Annotated in this window: 17 protein-coding genes; 8 read left to right on the forward strand and 9 right to left on the reverse strand. The window is 72.1% G+C overall.

Features of this window, described 5'->3' with window-relative positions:
* Nucleotides 1-12 precede the first annotated feature (12 nt).
* Nucleotides 13-828 (reverse strand): serine protease, encoded by an 816-nt coding sequence (locus AB0J55_RS21500; protein WP_364251003.1) that lies wholly within the window; start codon nucleotides 826-828, stop codon nucleotides 13-15.
* Between the two features lie 166 nt (nucleotides 829-994).
* On the opposite strand from AB0J55_RS21500, the gene AB0J55_RS21505 reads away from it, so the two are divergent.
* Both AB0J55_RS21505 and AB0J55_RS21510 read left to right on the forward strand, forming a co-directional pair.
* Nucleotides 995-1,837 (forward strand): M15 family metallopeptidase, encoded by an 843-nt coding sequence (locus AB0J55_RS21505; protein ID WP_364251006.1) that lies wholly within the window; start codon nucleotides 995-997, stop codon nucleotides 1,835-1,837.
* A gap of 96 nt (nucleotides 1,838-1,933) precedes the next feature.
* Nucleotides 1,934-3,328, forward strand: a complete 1,395-nt coding sequence (locus tag AB0J55_RS21510) for a mycothione reductase (protein ID WP_364251009.1) — start codon at nucleotides 1,934-1,936, stop codon at nucleotides 3,326-3,328.
* Nucleotides 3,329-3,340: 12 nt separating this feature from the next.
* On the opposite strand, the gene AB0J55_RS21515 is transcribed toward AB0J55_RS21510, so the two are convergent.
* Entirely contained in the window at nucleotides 3,341-4,558 is a 1,218-nt protein-coding gene (locus AB0J55_RS21515; protein WP_364251012.1) for an MFS transporter, read from the reverse strand.
* Nucleotides 4,559-4,606: 48 nt separating this feature from the next.
* Here AB0J55_RS21515 and AB0J55_RS21520 point away from each other — a divergent pair, with 48 nt between their 5' ends.
* The 5 genes from AB0J55_RS21520 (at nucleotide 4,607) to AB0J55_RS21540 (ending at nucleotide 8,543) form a co-directional block, all read left to right on the forward strand.
* Entirely contained in the window at nucleotides 4,607-5,290 is a 684-nt protein-coding gene (locus AB0J55_RS21520) for a FadR/GntR family transcriptional regulator (protein WP_364251014.1), read from the forward strand.
* Nucleotides 5,291-5,371: 81 nt separating this feature from the next.
* Complete coding sequence (locus AB0J55_RS21525) at nucleotides 5,372-5,860, forward strand: hypothetical protein (RefSeq protein WP_364251017.1); 489 nt, start codon at nucleotides 5,372-5,374, stop codon at nucleotides 5,858-5,860.
* Between the two features lie 55 nt (nucleotides 5,861-5,915).
* Nucleotides 5,916-6,758 carry a DUF4097 family beta strand repeat-containing protein gene (locus AB0J55_RS21530; protein WP_364251020.1) on the forward strand — a complete coding sequence of 281 codons (843 nt, stop codon included), beginning with the start codon at nucleotides 5,916-5,918 and terminating at the stop codon, nucleotides 6,756-6,758.
* Between the two features lie 25 nt (nucleotides 6,759-6,783).
* Entirely contained in the window at nucleotides 6,784-7,740 is a 957-nt protein-coding gene (locus AB0J55_RS21535) for an ATP-binding cassette domain-containing protein (RefSeq protein ID WP_364251023.1), read from the forward strand.
* Entirely contained in the window at nucleotides 7,740-8,543 is an 804-nt protein-coding gene (locus AB0J55_RS21540) for an ABC transporter permease (RefSeq protein WP_364251026.1), read from the forward strand. The genes AB0J55_RS21535 and AB0J55_RS21540 overlap by 1 nt, the downstream gene beginning before the upstream one ends.
* A gap of 1 nt (nucleotide 8,544) precedes the next feature.
* On the opposite strand, the gene map is transcribed toward AB0J55_RS21540, so the two are convergent.
* From map to AB0J55_RS21565, 5 genes are all read right to left on the reverse strand, one after another.
* On the reverse strand, nucleotides 8,545-9,402 hold the full coding sequence (gene map / locus AB0J55_RS21545; protein WP_364251029.1) for a type I methionyl aminopeptidase: 858 nt from the start codon (nucleotides 9,400-9,402) through the stop codon (nucleotides 8,545-8,547).
* A 23-nt stretch (nucleotides 9,403-9,425) separates the two neighbouring features.
* Nucleotides 9,426-11,216 carry a penicillin-binding transpeptidase domain-containing protein gene (locus AB0J55_RS21550; protein WP_364251032.1) on the reverse strand — a complete coding sequence of 597 codons (1,791 nt, stop codon included), beginning with the start codon at nucleotides 11,214-11,216 and terminating at the stop codon, nucleotides 9,426-9,428.
* 62 nt (nucleotides 11,217-11,278) lie between these two features.
* Nucleotides 11,279-12,133: a GNAT family N-acetyltransferase gene (locus AB0J55_RS21555; protein ID WP_033261790.1), complete on the reverse strand. Its 855-nt coding sequence runs from the start codon at nucleotides 12,131-12,133 to the stop codon at nucleotides 11,279-11,281.
* Between the two features lie 156 nt (nucleotides 12,134-12,289).
* Nucleotides 12,290-12,685 carry a VOC family protein gene (locus AB0J55_RS21560; protein WP_364251036.1) on the reverse strand — a complete coding sequence of 132 codons (396 nt, stop codon included), beginning with the start codon at nucleotides 12,683-12,685 and terminating at the stop codon, nucleotides 12,290-12,292.
* A gap of 4 nt (nucleotides 12,686-12,689) precedes the next feature.
* The gene (locus tag AB0J55_RS21565; protein ID WP_364251039.1) at nucleotides 12,690-13,484 is read right to left on the reverse strand and encodes an AraC family transcriptional regulator; all 795 of its coding nucleotides are present in this window, start codon (nucleotides 13,482-13,484) and stop codon (nucleotides 12,690-12,692) included.
* 86 nt (nucleotides 13,485-13,570) lie between these two features.
* Here AB0J55_RS21565 and AB0J55_RS21570 point away from each other — a divergent pair, with 86 nt between their 5' ends.
* Nucleotides 13,571-13,825, forward strand: a complete 255-nt coding sequence (locus AB0J55_RS21570) for a hypothetical protein (protein ID WP_003057586.1) — start codon at nucleotides 13,571-13,573, stop codon at nucleotides 13,823-13,825.
* Here AB0J55_RS21570 and AB0J55_RS21575 read toward each other — a convergent pair.
* Nucleotides 13,814-14,485: a class I SAM-dependent methyltransferase gene (locus AB0J55_RS21575; RefSeq protein WP_364251042.1), complete on the reverse strand. Its 672-nt coding sequence runs from the start codon at nucleotides 14,483-14,485 to the stop codon at nucleotides 13,814-13,816. The two genes, AB0J55_RS21570 and AB0J55_RS21575, sit on opposite strands and share 12 nt — an antisense overlap.
* A gap of 15 nt (nucleotides 14,486-14,500) precedes the next feature.
* Nucleotides 14,501-15,652, reverse strand: a complete 1,152-nt coding sequence (ispG, locus tag AB0J55_RS21580) for a flavodoxin-dependent (E)-4-hydroxy-3-methylbut-2-enyl-diphosphate synthase (protein WP_364251045.1) — start codon at nucleotides 15,650-15,652, stop codon at nucleotides 14,501-14,503.
* Nucleotides 15,653-15,752: the final 100 nt, after the last annotated feature.

Raw genomic sequence — 15,752 nt, forward strand, 5'->3', positions numbered from 1 at the left:
TGCTTAGCACGCTCAGCCGAGGAGGCGCGGTTTGGCCTGGGCCTCGACGTCATCGGCGTACGCCGAGACGCGCGTGTAGACACCCGGCTTGCCCGCCTTCGCGCAGCCGTCGCCGAAGGAGACGATGCCGATCAGCGTGTCACCCACCACGAGCGGGCCGCCGGAGTCGCCCTGGCAGGCGTCGATGCCGCCGTCGCGGTAGCCCGCGCACACCATGCTCCGCTGGTCGTAGACGTTGTAGTCGGAGCGGCATTCGCTGTCCGAGACCAGCGGGACCTGGGCGCTGCGCAGGTAGTCGGAGCGGTCCCCGCCGTCGGCGATGCGGCCCCAGCCGAGCACGGTCGCCTGGGTGCCTGTGGCGTACACCTGCTTGTCGTCCTTCGCGGGCAGCTTCGCCGGCCGGTAGTCGAGCTGGCCGCGGACGGTCAGCACCGCGATGTCCGCCCCCTCGGTCGGGTCGGTGTAGCCCTCGCCGACCCAGACCTTCGAGACGCCCAGGACCTGGCCTTCGTCGGTGCGCTTGTCTTCGCGGCCGGCCACCACGCGGATGTCCTGCTTCGCGACCGCCTTGGCGCAGTGCGCCGCCGTCGCGACCGCCACGGAGCTCACGATCACCGCGCCGCAGAACTGGTTGCCGCCCGCGTCGGTCAGGTACACCGTGTACGGGTGGTCGGCGATCGAGGCCTGGTTGCCGCCGACGATCCGCGCCTGGGTGCCGGAACCGGGGTCCGCCGCCGCCGTGCCGGCCACGACCGGGACGGCGACCGCGGCGGCCGCGAGGAGCGCACCGCTCGCGAACAGCAGGGATCGACGGGACTTCACGGCCATGGGACGTTCTCCTCTTCGGCACAGCACGGAGCAAAGCACTCGGCACCCGGATGACTCCGGTGCGTGAACGACGTGCGCTCATTACCCTAATTCGAAGGGGCCCAAAACGGTGTCACTGGAACGGGTGGAGTCCGCGCCGAACGCACGTTTCTGCCAAGCTGGCCGGATGCGGCGGGCAGCGACGGCGGCGGGAGCGGTCCTGACTCTCGCCGTGACCGCGTGCTCGCCGCCCGTCCCACCGCCGGCACCTGCGCCGACGACGGTCACGGCGACCACCGCGGCCGCGCCGCCGCCGACGTCCGGCCCGGCCGCCGTCACCTGGCAGGTGGGTGCCCATCCGCTCCCCCGCCGTCCCGACGGTTTCGGCGAGGTCGAGCCGACGCCACCCGAACTGGTGAACCGGGCACTTCCGACAAAAGACGTGCTTCCGCCGCCGGCGGGCAACGCCTACGCGTCGACGATCAGCGCCGTGCCCGCCGGCGTCCTCGCGCGCAGCACCTGGCAGCCCGCCTGCCCGGTCAAGGCCGGCGACCTCCGCTACCTGACGATGTCGTTCTGGGGCTTCGACGGCCGCGCGCACACCGGCGAAATGCTGGTCAACGTCTCCGGCGCGGCAGGCATCACGAAGGTCTTCGGGCAGCTCTTCGCGGCGCACTTCCCGCTCGAAGAGCTGCGCGTCACCGGACCGGCCGAGCTGACCGCGCCGCCGACCGGGGACGGCAACTCGACCAGCGCGTTCGTCTGCCGCCCGGCGCGCGGGCAGACGACCTGGTCGGCGCACGCCTACGGGCTGGCCGTGGACGTCAACCCGTTCTGCAACCCGTACACGCAAGGCGATCTCGTGCTGCCCGAGCTGGCCTCGGCGTACCTCGACCGCTCCCGCAAGCGGCCCGGCATGGTGCTGCCCGGCGACGCGACCGTGCGCGCGTTCGCGGCGATCGGGTGGAGCTGGGGCGGGAACTGGCACGATCCGGCCGACCGGATGCACTTCACCGCGACCGGCCATTGACCGCGTAATACGACGTTAAGCACAACAGGGAACACCCGCTTCGCGGTGGCGGTTGGCTAGGGTGGACCGACCGGACACGGACTCGCGGAGGATGCAGTGCCCCACTACGACCTGGTGATCGTCGGGACGGGATCGGGGAACTCCATCCTCGGCCCCGGCTTCGCCGGCAAGAAGACGGCGATCGTGGAGAAGGGCGTCTTCGGCGGTACCTGCCTGAACGTCGGCTGCATCCCGACGAAGATGTTCGTCTACGCCGCCGACGTCGCGTACACGCCTTCGCACAGCGCCAAGTACGGCGTCGACGAAGAGCTGAAGGGCGTGCGCTGGCGCGACATCCGCGACCGGATCTTCGGCCGCATCGACCCGATCGCCGCGGGCGGCGCGGAGTACCGCCGCAGCCACGAGGACAACGCGAACGTCGACGTGTACGAGGGCACCGGCCGCTTCACCGGGCACAAGGAACTGCGGGTCAGCTTCGCCGACGGGCGTCCCGACGAGGTGCTGACCGCCGACAAGTTCGTGCTCGCCGCGGGCGGCCGTCCGGTGATCCCGGGAATCCCCGGCCTCGACGACGTCGGCTACTACACGTCCGACACCGTGATGCGGCTCGACGAGCTCCCGGAGCGCATCGTCATCCTCGGCGGCGGGTACATCGCGGCCGAGTTCGCGCACGTCTTCGCGTCCTTCGGCGTGCAGGTGACGCTGGTCAACCGCTCCGGGCGCCTGCTGCGCTCGGAGGACGAGGACGTCAGCGCGCGGTTCACCGAGCTGGCCGCCGAACGGTTCGACGTCCGCCTGGACCGCAAGACCGTCCGGGCCCGCCGGACCGGAACCGGCGTCGCGCTGGACCTGGAGGGGCCGCAGGGCGCGGAAACCGTCGAGGGCGACGTCCTGCTGATCGCCACCGGCCGCCGCCCGAACTCGGACCTGCTGGACGTCGCCGCCACCGGTGTGACCACAATGGACAGTGGGCACGTCGTGGTCGACGACCACCAGGAAACCGCGGTCGAGGGCATCTACGCGCTCGGCGACCTGTCGTCGCCGCACGAGCTGAAGCACGTCGCGAACCACGAAGCCCGCGTGGTGCAGCACAACCTGCTGCACCCGGACGAGCGGATCACCGCCGACCACCGGTTCGTGCCGCACGCGGTCTTCACCCACCCGCAGGTCGCGTCGGTCGGGCTGACCGAGCAGAAGGCGCGCGAACTCGGAGTGTCCTATGTGGTCTCGAAGCAGGACTACGCCGGGATCGCGTACGGCTGGGCGATGGAGGACACCACCGGCTTCGCGAAGCTGCTGGCCGACCCGGCGACCGGGCAGCTGCTCGGCGCGCACATCATCGGCCCGCAGGCGTCCTCGGTGATCCAGCCGCTCATCCAGGCCATGAGCTTCGGCCTCGACGCGCGGTCCATGGCGCGCGGCCAGTACTGGATCCACCCGGCGATGCCGGAGCTGATCGAGAACGCGCTGCTGAACCTGCCTCTGGACTGAGCAAGCCAGGGATCAGACGAAGCGGTGGCGGCCGGCGAGGGCGCCGAACACCATCTGGACGCCGAGCAGGCCGAGGAGCATCCCGAGCGGGACCGTCCAGCCGCCGGCCACGTCGTGCAGGAGGCCGAACAGGAACGGCCCGAGCGCCGCGAAGAGGTAGCCGAAGCCCTGCGCCATGCCGGACAGGCGGGCGGTGTCCGCGCCGGTCCGCGCGCGCAGCGCGATCACCGTCAGGCCGAGCGAGAACACGCTCATCCCCAGGCCGACGAGGATGCTCCAGAGCAGCGGCGACCACGACGGCGCCAGCATCAGCCCGGTGGTCCCGGCGACGCCGAACACGCTCAGGCCGACGATCCACGGGCTCTGGCCGCGCCGCCGGGCCGCCATCGGCGCGACGACCAGGCTGATCGGCACCGCGATCAGCGAGACCAGGCCGAACAGCAGCCCGGCGTCGTCACGCGGCACGCCCGCGTCCATCAGCACCTGGGGGAACCAGCCCATCGCCGCGTAGGCGTAGAACGCCTGCAGGCCGAAGAAGCCGGTGACGATCCAGGCGAGCCGGTTGCCCAGCAGCGACCGGCCGCCCCCGGCGCCGTCGGCGGGGCGCGGTGCGCGGCCGGTGCCGCGGGAAGCGAGAATCCAGGCCAGCAGCGCGACGACGGCGAGGACCGCCCAAGCGCCGAGGGCCGGGCGCCAGCCGCCGAGCGCGTCGCCGAGGCGCGGTGTCACGGCGGAGCCCAGGGCGCCGCCACCTTGCAGCGCGGCGGTGTAGACACCGGTCAGCACGCCGATGCGCGCCGGGAAGGAGTCCTTGATGACGACCGGGATGAGCACGTTGATCAGGGCGATCCCGGCGGTGGCCACGAGCGTGCCGCCGAGCACCACGGCCGGGCCGTCGAGCACGCGCAGCACGAGCCCGGCGGCGAGGGCGGCCAGCGCGATCGCGATGGCGGCCCCGACCCCGGCCCGGCGCGCGAGCAGGGGTGCGGCCAGCCCGGCACCGGCGAAGCAGAGCGTCGGCAACGTCGTGAGCATCCCGGCCCAGACCACGGAAGTGCCCAGGTCCGCGCGCATTTCGGCGAGCATCGGCCCGACCCCGGTGATGGCCGGGCGCAGGTTCAGGGCGGTGAGCACCACAGCGACCGCGAGCAGCGCCCCGGCGGCGACCACGCCCGGTGTCCGGACCTCGGCGGTACCGTCCAGTCCGGGTTCACGGTGTTCGACGCGCATGCCCGCTACTATCGCATACGTAGGATGATTGGATGAAGGGATAATCCTGTGCCTCTGGCCACCACGCGCCGGGCCGGCCTCGTCGACCAGGTCATCGAGCAGCTGCGGACCGCGGTCACGCAGGGCGAGTGGCCGATCGGCGAACGCATCCCCACCGAGACCGAGCTCGTCGAACAGCTCGGCGTCGGGCGCAACACCGTCCGCGAAGCCGTCCGCGCGCTCGCGCACACCGGGCTCCTGGAGGTCCGGCAGGGCGACGGCACCTACGTCCGCGCCACCAGCGAGGTGTCCGGCGCGATCCGCCGGCTCTGCGGCTCGGAGCTGCGCGAAGTCCTCCAGGTCCGGCGGACCCTGGAAGTGGAAGGTGCGCGGCTCGCAGCCATCGAACGAACCGAGGACGAGGTCGCCGAGCTGCACGCCCTGCTCGCCCGCCGCGAGACCGACCTGCGCGCCGGCCGCTGGCAGGACTTCGCCCGCACGGACGCCGAGTTCCACTGCGCCGTCGTCCGTGCCGGGCACAACCGGCTGCTGACCGAGCTCTACCGGGGGTTGACGGAAGTCATCGCGGCGAGCATCGCGACGACGTCCCGCATCACGCCGGGCGTCGACCACGCGCCGGAGATCGGCCACGAAGGCCTCGCGCGGGCCATCGCCGACCGGGATCCGGACCGCGCCGCCGCCGAGGCCTGCGGGTTCCTCGACGAGCTCCTGGAACGGATCGAACCGGCCTGACCTGCAGATTCACCTATCGAAGACCCTTAAGGGTGCCAGTTCAGGGTTGTCGTGGCACCACCGTGGTGCCACATTAGTGCCATGGACCTGACGCCCTTCGTGGACAGCCTCCGCCGCGAGTTCGCGGTAGCCGCCGAGGCGGCCGGGGAGGACGCGGTCGCCCTGGCCGGGCGGCTGGCCTCCCCCTTGGCGTCCGCCATCCGGCTCACCTTGCTCGACGCGCTGTCGGCCGCGGCCGACGAGATCACCCGCGACCTCGCTCCCGGCTCCGTCGAAGTACGCCTTCGCCGCCGCGAAGCGGAATTCGCGGTTTCCGTGCCCACGGCGCCCGAACCGGCTCCGGCGGAGGCCCCGCCGCCGCCCGAGGCCGACGACGGCGCCGTCTCCCGGATCAACCTGCGGCTCCCCGACCAGCTGAAGCAGCGGGTCGAGGAGGCCGCGAGCCGCGAGCGGCTGTCCATCAACGCCTGGCTCGTCCGGGCCGCGAGCACCGCACTCGGCGCCGACGCGAGCCGGCCCCCGCACCGCCGGTCCGTCTACGGCGAGAAGTACACCGGCTGGGTTCACTGACCCGCCTGCCCTGACCAGCTGAAACACTCTCAACGCACCCCAGGAGGGCGCAGCCATGCCGTTTTTCGCCACCCCCGAGCCGATCACGGCCACGCTCGACGTCAGTGTGGCCGACGTCCGGATCGTCGCCGGCGACCGCACCGAAACCACCGTCGAGGTCCAGCCGGCCGACCCCGGCGACACCGAGGACGTCAAGGCCGCCGCCAAGACCCGCGTCGAGTTCGCCGACGGCGAGCTGCTGGTCAAGGGCCCGAAGTACACCACCAAACTGTGGGGCAAGGGCGGCGCGCTGCACGTCACGGTCGAGCTGCCGGCCGGCTCCCGCGTCAGGGCGACCTCCGCGATGGGCGACTTCCACGTCACCGGCCGCCTCGGCGACAGCCGGCTCAAGACGTCGGTCGGCAACATCCACCTCGACGAAACCTCGCGGCTGGAAGCGAACACCGCGACCGGTGACGTCTTCGTCGACCGGGCCACCGGGCACGCCGAGGTCGGCACCGGCTCCGGCGAGCTGCGGATCCGCGAGATCGACGGCACGGCCGTGCTGAAGAACTCCAACGGCGAGACCCGCGTCGGCGAGGTGACCGGCGACCTGCGCGTCAGCACCGCCAACGGCGACATCCTCGTCGACCGCGCCCACGCCGGGGTCAACGCGAAAACCGCCGCCGGGGACATCCGGCTCGGCGAAGTCATCCGCGACCGGGTCGTCCTCGAGACCGCCGTCGGCGAGATCGAGATCGGCATCCGCGAGGGCAGCGCCGCGTGGCTCGAGCTGAACTCGCTGACCGGATCGGTGCGCAACACGCTCACGCCGTCCGAGGGGCCGGGCGGCAGCACCGAGACCGTCGAGGTCAAGGCCCACTCCTACACCGGCGACATCGTCATCCGCCGGGCCTGAAACTCCACACAGACAGGGGAAATCCATGCCGGACGCCATCGTGGCCGAGGGATTGGTCAAGAAGTACGGGAAGGTCACCGCGCTCGACGGGATGTCGCTGCGCGTTCCGGAGGGCACGGTGCTGGGGGTGCTGGGGCCGAACGGCGCCGGCAAGACCACCACCGTCCAGATCCTCACGACGCTGCAGAAACCGGACGCGGGCCGCGCGACGGTCGCCGGGTTCGACGTCGTCAAGGACGCGCCCGAGCTGCGTTCGCACATCGGCGCGTCGGGGCAGTACGCCGCCGTCGACCCGGAACTGACCGGGGCCGAGAACCTCGAGATGGTCGGCAGGCTGTACCACCTGGGCACCAAGCGGGCGAAGGCGCGCGGCCGGGAACTGCTGGCCCGGTTCAGCCTGGCCGACGCCGCCGACCGCCCGGTCAAGGGCTACTCCGGCGGCATGCGGCGCCGGCTCGACCTGGCCGGCGCGCTGGTCGCGAACCCGCCGGTGCTGTTCCTCGACGAGCCCACCACCGGGCTGGACCCGCGGGCCCGCACCGAGCTGTGGGACGTCATCACCGAGCTCGTCGCAGGCGGCACCACGCTGCTGCTGACCACCCAGTACCTGGAGGAAGCCGACCGGCTGGCCGACAGCATCGCCGTCGTCGACCACGGCCGCGTGATCGCCCGCGGCACCGCCGACGAGCTCAAGGACCTCGTCGGCGGCGAGCGGATCGAGCTGACCGTCGGCACGCACGACGACGTCGTCGTGGCGCAGCGGACGCTGGCCCGGCTGGCCAGCGGCGAGCCGAAGGCCGAGGGCTTCCGGCTCACCGTGCCCGTGACCCACGGCGCGAAAGCGCTTACCGAAGCGCTGGCGCTGCTGGCCGCCGACGGCGTCGACGTCCGCGACGTCGGCGTCCGCCGCCCCACCCTCGACGACGTTTTCCTCACCCTGACCGGCCACGAGACGGCCGAACCCGCGAAGGAGGCCGTGTGATGAACGCGGTGCAGATGGCCGTCACCGACGGCGTGACCGTCGCCAAGCGCAACTCGATCAAGATCTTCCGGTCGCTGGACCTGCTCGGGTCCCTCGTGTTCACGCCGGTGATGTTCGTGCTGCTCTTCGGGTACGTGTTCGGCAGCGTGATCGACATCCCGGGCCTGTCCTACCGCGAGTTCATGCTGCCGGGGATCTTCACCCTGGCGGTGGCGATGGGCGGCATCGTCACCGGCTACGGGCTGACCGACGACCTGCAGAAGGGCATCATCGACCGGTTCCGCTCGCTGCCGATGTCCCCGGCCGCGGTGCTGATCGGGCGGACCACCGCCGACCTCATCCTCAGCACGGCGAGCCTGCTCATCATGGGCCTGGTCGGCCTGCTGGTCGGCTGGCGCATCCACACCGGCGTCCCGGAGGCGCTGGGCGGGATCGTCCTGCTGCTGGCGTTCTCCTACGCGCTGTCGTGGGTGATGGGCGCGCTGGGCCTGGCCGTGCGCAAACCCGAGGTGTTCAACAACGTCTCGATGGTGGTCGTCTTCCCGCTGACGTTCCTGGCCAACACGTTCGTCGACAGCGGACGGCTGCCGGGCCCGCTGCGGGCGATCGCGGACTGGAACCCGGTCTCGGCGGTCACCCAGGCCGCACGCGAACTGTTCGGCAACACGAGCGCGGCGCTGCCGCCGCGCGACGTCTGGCCCATGCAGCACGCGCTGCTGGCCTCGGTGCTGTGGATCGCGGTGCTGCTGGTGGTCTTCGTGCCGCTTTCGGTGCGCTGCTACAAGAAGGCCACCAGCCACTGACTCAGGGCAGCGTGAGGATCTCGCTGCCGTCGGCCGTCACCACGAGGGTGTGCTCGAACTGGGCCGTCCACTTCTTGTCCTTCGTGGTGACGGTCCAGTCGTCGGCCCAGATGTCGTAGTCGATGGTGCCCAGGGTGATCATCGGCTCGATCGTGAAGGTCATGCCCTCCTCGATGATCGTGTCGACGGAGGGCTCCTCGTAGTGCAGGATCGTCGGCGGCGTGTGGAACGCCGGGCCGACGCCGTGGCCGGTGAAGTCGCGGACCACGCCGTAGCCGAACCGCTTGGCGTAGGACTCGATGACCCGGCCGATCACGTTCAGCTGACGGCCCGGCCGGACCGCCTTGATCGCCCGCATGGTCGCCTCGCGGGTGCGCTCCACCAGCAGGCGTGCCTCCTCGGAGACGTCGCCGGCCAGGAAGGTCGCGTTCGTGTCGCCGTGGACGCCGCCGATGTAGGCCGTCACGTCGATGTTGCAGATGTCGCCGTCCTCGATCACCGTCGAATCCGGGATGCCGTGGCAGATCACCTCGTTGAGCGAGGTGCAGCACGACTTCGGGAAGCGGCGGTAGCCCAGCGTAGAGGGGTAGGCGTGGTGGTCGAGCAGGAACTCGTGCACCACCTGGTCGATGTCGTCCGTGGTGGCACCCGGCTTGACCGCCTTGCCGCCCTCCTCCAGCGCCTGGGCCGCGATGCGGCTCGCGACCCGCATCTTCTCGATCACCTCGGGCGTGCGCACGCCGTTGCCGGTGTCCCGCTTCGGCGCCGGCTTGTCCACGTACTCGGGACGGGCGATGGAGGTGGGGACGGGGCGGCGCGGCGTCTGGACGCCGGGAACGAGCGGGGCACGAACGGACATGCCTCCACCTTACGACGGCCCGCTCAGCCGATCCCCGCCAGGAACCGGTGGGCGGCCTGCACGGCAGGCTTGGACGACCCGGCATCGGTCAGGAGCACGGCGAACGCCAGGTCGCCGCGGTAGCCGACGAACCAGCCGTGCGAGTGCGAGCCGTCGCCGAACTGGGCGGTGCCGGTCTTTCCCGCGACGTCGGGGATGTCCCGCAGCCCGGTCGCAGTGCCCGTCGTGACGACCTCGCGCATCATCCCGCGCAGCGCGTCGAGCACCTCCTCCGACGGCGCGTCGCCGACGTTCCGCGTGCTCGCCGGCATCCCCTTGACGATCGACGGCGTCGGCACCTTCCCGGCCTGCACGGTGGCCGCGGCCAGGGCCATGCCGAACGGGCTGACCACCACCCGGCCCTGGCCGAAGCCGTTTTCCGCGCGCTGGACGGCCGAATCGCTGGCCGGGACGTCGCCGGTGACGGTGGTCAGGCCGGGGACCACGAAGTCGGCGCCGATGCCGAACGAGCGGGCGGTGCCGGTCAGCGCCGGGCCGGGAAGGCCGGCGGCGAGGCGGGCGAAGGTCGTGTTGCAGGAGCGCGCGAACGCCGTCTTCAGCGGCACGCGGCCCAGGTCGAAGTGGCCTTCGTTCGGCACCACGCGGTTCTCGATCGTGGTGACGCCGGGGCAGTCGACCGGGCTGCCGGCGTCGACGTCGCCGGTGGCCAGCGCGGCCGCCGCCGTGACGATCTTGAACGTCGACCCCGGCGGGTAGCGCCCGGACAGGGCCAGTGAGCCCTCCTCGTCGGCGGCGTCGTTCTGCGCCACGGCGAGGATGTCCCCGCTCGACGGCTGGATCGCGACCAGCGCGGCGGAGTACGGCTCGGTTTCGAGGGCCTTCTCGGCGGCGGCCTGGATCTTGGTGCTGAGGGTGCTCGTGACGGCGGGCGAGACCCGCGGCGGCTCGGCCTTGAGCTCGGAGACCTCGCCCCCGGTGACGTCGCGGGTGACGATCCGCCAGCCCGCCGCGCCGGCCAGCTGCTGCTCGACCAGCGTGCGGATGCCCGGCAGCACCTGCTGCCCGGACCCGCGGGTGACCGGCAGCAGCCGCTCCTGGCTGGCGAACCGGACGCCCGGCAGGTCGTAGATCACCGGCTTGACGCGCTGGTAGTCCCCGGCGCGCAGGGTGATCACCGGGTAGGCGTCGCCGGGCTTGGTCCTGCTCATCCCGTCCAGCACCGACCGGCCGGTGACCGACGGCTCGTACCGGTGCAGCGCCTTCGCCAGCGAGCCCGCGACGGCGCTCGCGTTGCCGGTCTTCTGCGGGTCGACGACCACGCCGATCACGGTCTGCGGGCGCATCAGCGGCACACCGTCGCGGTCGAGCACCGGCGCCGTCTCCGGCAGCTGCGGCAGCATGCCGAGGGTCTGGCCGACGGCCAGCTGCGGGTGCACGACCGTCGGCTGCCAGTGCACCTGCCAGCCGCCTTCGGCCGCCCGCAGCTGGGCGTCGGCGCGGTAGGACCAGGTGCGGCCGTGCGGCAGGTGCCAGGTGAGCCGGTAGCCGGCGGTCACGACGTCCCCGTCCGGCTGCTTCACCTCTTCGTCGTCGACGTCGAGCGATTCCGGGTCGAGCACGCCGCGGACCTGGCTCAGGACGGTCTTCGCGGCGTCGGGCGAGTCGGTGTTCGCCGCGGCGGTGGCGACGTCCCCGGACGCGACGGCGTCCAGGAAGGCGGAGAGGGCGTCCCCGGGACCGTCGCCCGAGCACCCGGCCGTGGTCGCGGCGACGAGCAGCAGCACCGCGAGAGCACCGCGTCGACGTGCACTCATGGCCGGATGATGCCTGGTCAGAGCGGGTGTCCCGGCCTCGAAACACCGCCACGGAAGAGTGGTTAGAACAGCACCGTCGCGTACTGGCCGACCTGCTTGAAGCCGATCTTGCGGTAGGCCGCCAGGGCCGGAGTGTTGAACGCGTTGACGTAGAGGCTGGCCGTCCGGCCCAGGCCCCGGACGAGCCGGTTGACGACGGCGGCGGTGCCGGCGGTGCCGAGCCCGTCGCCCCGGCGGTCCGGGTGCACCCACACGCCCTGGATCTGCCCGACGGTCGCCGACATGGCCCCGATCTCGGCCTTGAAGACGACTTCGCCGTTCTCGAAGCGGGCGAACGCGCGCCCGGCGCCGATCAGCTCGGTGACGCGGGCGCGGTAGCTGGCGCCGCCGTCCCCGCTGCGCGGGTCGACCCCGACCTCCTCGATGAACATCGCGACGGCCGCGGGCAGGTACCGCTCCAGCTCGTCCGGCCGGACGGGCCGGACCAGCGGGTCGGCGGCCACGAGCGGGGTGCTGTCCAGCGCCATCAGCGGCTGGTCGTCGCGGACTTCGCGGGCCGGGCCCCACTCGTCTTCGAGTTCGTCCCACAGGCCGAGGACCTGCTCGGCCGGGCCGACGAGCGACGAGCAGGTGCGCTGCCGCCGGAGGGCGCGGTCGGCGAAGGACCGCAGGGCGGGGGCGTTGCCCTTCAGCGGGATCAGATTGGGCCCGGAGAAGCACAGCCCTTGGAGCCGTCCGGCGCGCACCGGACGGCTGTCGGCGGCCCAGAGCTCACCACCGAGCCGCCACGGGTCGAGACCGGCCGCCTCGACCCGGGCGCTGACCATGCAGCTGCCCACGGGGTCGGCGGCCAGCGCGGCACGGACCGCCGGATAGTCCCGATCATCGAGCAGCCGTGCACCTGCAAGCCGCAACACGGGCTCCAGGGTGCCAGATCCGGGCGGTAAACGGAACGCGAGACTGTCGACACGGTGAGATGAAGCGCCCAGGTCGGCGCGGCCGGCCGGAGCGCCGGGTACGTCGCCCACGGCTCGTCCCGGGACGCGAACGGTCCCGGAAGAGCTATGGGCCGGTCAGGCCGCGCCGCGGTAGGTGCCGATCGTCCACGCGTTGCCCTCCGGATCGCGGAGGCTGAACGTGTGCGAGCCGTACTCGGTGTCGGTCAGCCCGGCCGTGATCTCCGCGCCGGCCGCCTGCACGCGCCCGTACACCTCGTCCACGCGGTCCGACACCACGTACACCGCCGCCGTGCCCGGCTTCATCGTGTCGTGGACGCCGTCCGGCGGGCGGACGCTGCCCAGCATCACCGCGCCGCCTTCCGGCCAGCGCAGCTCCGCGTGGGCCACCAGGTCGCCCTCGGGCACCACCAGGGCTTCGGTGAAGCCGAGGACGTCGACGAGGAAGCGGATCGCCGCCGGGGCGTCGTCGTAGCGCAGGGCGGGCCACACGTTCGCTTCAGGTGTTGTCATGCCGTCAGCTTCGCGCCACCTCCGGCTCCTGGTCTTGGAGGAACGGGAGCTCCTCCGCGATCCACGTGCCCGGCGTGCAGCCGGCCAGCGCCCGCCATTCGTTCGTCAGGTGCGCCTGGTCGTAGAACCCGCACTCCACCGCCAGCGACGCCAGGTCCGCGTGCCCCCGGCGCAGCTGCCGCGTGGCCCGCTCGAACCGCAGCACCCGCGCCACCTGCTTCGGCGGCAGCCCGAGCTCCGTGCGGAACCGCTCGCCGAGGTGCCGCCGGCTCCAGCCGACCTCCTCCGCCAGCTCCGCGACACGCACCTGCCCGTCCGCACCCCGCAGCCGGCGCCACGCCTCCCCCAGCTCGGCCGGCGGGGCCACCGGGTCGGCCGCCCGGGCGGCCAGGACGTCGTCGAGCAGCCTGAACCGTTCGGGCCAGGACAGCTCCCGCAACCGGTCCGGCAGCGAGCCGAGGCCGAACTCCGCCAGGTCGGCCACCTCGCCGCTCAGCTCCGCCGCCGTGACCCCGAAGAGGGTGCGCACGCCCAGCGGGTCGAGCTCCAGCTGCAGCCCCTCCTGCACGCGGTCCTGCCGGATCGGCACCGCGCGCGTGTGCAGGCCGCCGACCAGCGCCTGCAGGCTCCGCCCGGCCATCCGCACCGGCCCGGCGAGACTGATGACGAGCGTCACGTGCCGCGACGGCAGCCCGCGGTGGACGGCCAGCGTCACGTCGTCCTGCGCGTACCCGACGTAGCGCGTGACCAGGGGCCGCACCACGGGGTGCGGCTGGTGAATGGCCCAGGTCACGCTCACGAGTGCGAGCGTAATCGTCACCACCGACAGTTCCCGGGTCTGATAACACGGAGGGGCGCGTCCCCACCGCGGAAGGAACCACCCGAATGACGATCCAGGAGCAGGCGCAGCAGCTGGAGCTGCTCGCCGACCAGGTGCCGACCGGCATCGCGCTCGCCACGAAGAGCGACCTCGAAGACCTGCAGGCCCAGGTGCTCGGCCTGCTCGGGGAGACGTCCACCGCGACCGCGATCCAGGGCGCGATCCAGCTCGCTTCGCAGCAGATCGACGAGGTCGCGGCCGCGCTGGAGAACGTCCGCCTGCAGATCCGCGACGCCGCCCAGCACCACCTACAGGGCTGAGTAGTACGAGTGGACCGCCGGCTGGCCCGTGTAGTTGGGGCCGGCCCGGTCGTCCGCGCCGAGGTAGCGGAAGGGCAGCGTGCCGGCGAAGGGGCCGTCACGCCGGATCCGGTGGCTTCGCGCGTCGTACTCGAAGCCGGCTTCGCGCAGCGCCCGCAGGACCCGGCGCGTTTCGCCCGGCGTCTGGATCCCGGCGATGTCGAAGTTGGCCACGAACACGCCGCCGTCGCTCAGCCAGGACGCCGCCCGCAGCAGCGCGCCGAGCTTGTCGCCGACGTAGTGGAGGCCGTGCACGCAGGTCACGAGGTCGAACCGGCCCGCCGGCCGCCACGCGGTGATCGACGCCGTCACGAACCGCACGGGCCCGGCCGCGGCGAAGTACCCGACGAGGTCGACACCGGTGATGTCCAGGTCCGGCCGGGCCTCGGCCGCGTCCAGCAGCGCCCGTCCGCTGCCGCAGCAGAGGTCGAGCCAGCGCGCCCCCGCCGGCAGGCCCGGGATGTCGAAGCCGAGGACGCGCGAGTAGCCGTCCCGGCCGGCCAGCCGGCGCTCGCGGTTCATCGCCCGGTTGGCCACCACGGACGACGCCTCGAGGACGTCGTCCGGCAGCAAATCAGCTGTGACATCCGGGGCTCCGCCCCGGGCCGGGGGCTTCGCCACCCGGACCCCCGAAGATCAGCCGGCGGTGACCACCGGCGCACCCTCACCGAGGGACTCGCCCGCCTCCTCGGCGATGCGCATGGCCTCTTCGATGAGCGTCTCGACGATGGCGTGCTCGGGGACGGTCTTGATGACCTCGCCCTTGACGAAGATCTGACCCTTGCCGTTGCCCGACGCCACGCCGAGGTCGGCTTCGCGGGCCTCGCCCGGGCCGTTGACGACGCAGCCCATGACGGCCACGCGCAGCGGGATCTCCATGCCCTCGAGCCCGGCCGTGACCTGCTCGGCGAGCGTGTAGACGTCCACCTGCGCCCGGCCGCACGACGGGCACGACACGATCTCCAGCTTCCGCGGCCGCAGGTTCAGCGACTGCAGGATCTGGATGCCGACCTTGACCTCTTCGACCGGCGGCGCGGACAGCGACACGCGGATCGTGTCGCCGATGCCCTGGCGCAGCAGCGCGCCGAACGCGACCGCCGACTTGATCGTGCCCTGGAAGGCCGGGCCGGCCTCGGTGACGCCGAGGTGCAGCGGGTAGTCGCACTGCTCGGCGAGGAGCTCGTAGGCGCGCACCATGACCACCGGGTCGTTGTGCTTCACCGAGATCTTGATGTCGTGGAAGTCGTGCTCGGCGAACAGCGACGCCTCCCACAGCGCCGACTCGGCCAGCGCTTCCGGCGTCGCCTTGCCGTACTTGTCCATGATCCGCTTGTCGAGCGAGCCGGCGTTGACGCCGATCCGGATCGGCGTGCCGTGGTCCTTCGCCGCCTGGGCGATCTCCTTGACCTGGTCGTCGAACTTCCGGATGTTGCCCGGGTTCACGCGCACCGCGGCGCAGCCGGCCTCGATCGCGGCGAAGACGTACTTCGGCTGGAAGTGGATGTCGGCGATCACCGGGATCTGCGACTTCTTCGCGATCGCCGGCAGCGCCTCGGCGTCGTCGGCCGACGGGCACGCCACGCGGACGATGTCGCAGCCCGCGGCGGTCAGCTCGGCGATCTGCTGCAGGGTCGCGTTGACGTCGGAGGTGAGCGTCGTCGTCATCGACTGGACGGAGATCGGGTGGTCGCTGCCGACACCGACCGAACCCACCTGGAGCTGGCGGGTCTTGCGGCGCTCGGACAGGACGGGCGGGGGCAGGGCGGGCATACCGAGTGCGACGGTCACGGCTTCCAGCGTACCGACCCCTACTGGGCTACCTTCACCATGTCAACCGTCACGGTGAGCAGCATTACGGCCGGGGTGAGCGGCCCCGGCCGGGCCGTCA

Source organism: Amycolatopsis sp. NPDC049688 (assembly GCF_040674975.1).
Taxonomy (GTDB): Bacteria; Actinomycetota; Actinomycetes; order Mycobacteriales; family Pseudonocardiaceae; genus Amycolatopsis.

What these genes read in the sequence shown, in the direction of transcription:
- AB0J55_RS21500 (WP_364251003.1), bottom strand. Translation starts at nt 828, where the DNA reads ATGGCCGTGAAGTCCCGTCGATCCCTGCTGTTCGCGAGCGGTGCGCTC.
- AB0J55_RS21505 (WP_364251006.1), top strand. Translation starts at nt 995, where the DNA reads ATGCGGCGGGCAGCGACGGCGGCGGGAGCGGTCCTGACTCTCGCCGTG.
- AB0J55_RS21515 (WP_364251012.1), bottom strand. Translation starts at nt 4,558, where the DNA reads ATGCGCGTCGAACACCGTGAACCCGGACTGGACGGTACCGCCGAGGTC.
- AB0J55_RS21525 (WP_364251017.1), top strand. Translation starts at nt 5,372, where the DNA reads ATGGACCTGACGCCCTTCGTGGACAGCCTCCGCCGCGAGTTCGCGGTA.
- AB0J55_RS21530 (WP_364251020.1), top strand. Translation starts at nt 5,916, where the DNA reads ATGCCGTTTTTCGCCACCCCCGAGCCGATCACGGCCACGCTCGACGTC.
- AB0J55_RS21535 (WP_364251023.1), top strand. Translation starts at nt 6,784, where the DNA reads ATGCCGGACGCCATCGTGGCCGAGGGATTGGTCAAGAAGTACGGGAAG.
- AB0J55_RS21540 (WP_364251026.1), top strand. Translation starts at nt 7,740, where the DNA reads ATGAACGCGGTGCAGATGGCCGTCACCGACGGCGTGACCGTCGCCAAG.
- map (WP_364251029.1), bottom strand. Translation starts at nt 9,402, where the DNA reads ATGTCCGTTCGTGCCCCGCTCGTTCCCGGCGTCCAGACGCCGCGCCGC.
- AB0J55_RS21550 (WP_364251032.1), bottom strand. Translation starts at nt 11,216, where the DNA reads ATGAGTGCACGTCGACGCGGTGCTCTCGCGGTGCTGCTGCTCGTCGCC.
- AB0J55_RS21560 (WP_364251036.1), bottom strand. Translation starts at nt 12,685, where the DNA reads ATGACAACACCTGAAGCGAACGTGTGGCCCGCCCTGCGCTACGACGAC.
- AB0J55_RS21570 (WP_003057586.1), top strand. Translation starts at nt 13,571, where the DNA reads ATGACGATCCAGGAGCAGGCGCAGCAGCTGGAGCTGCTCGCCGACCAG.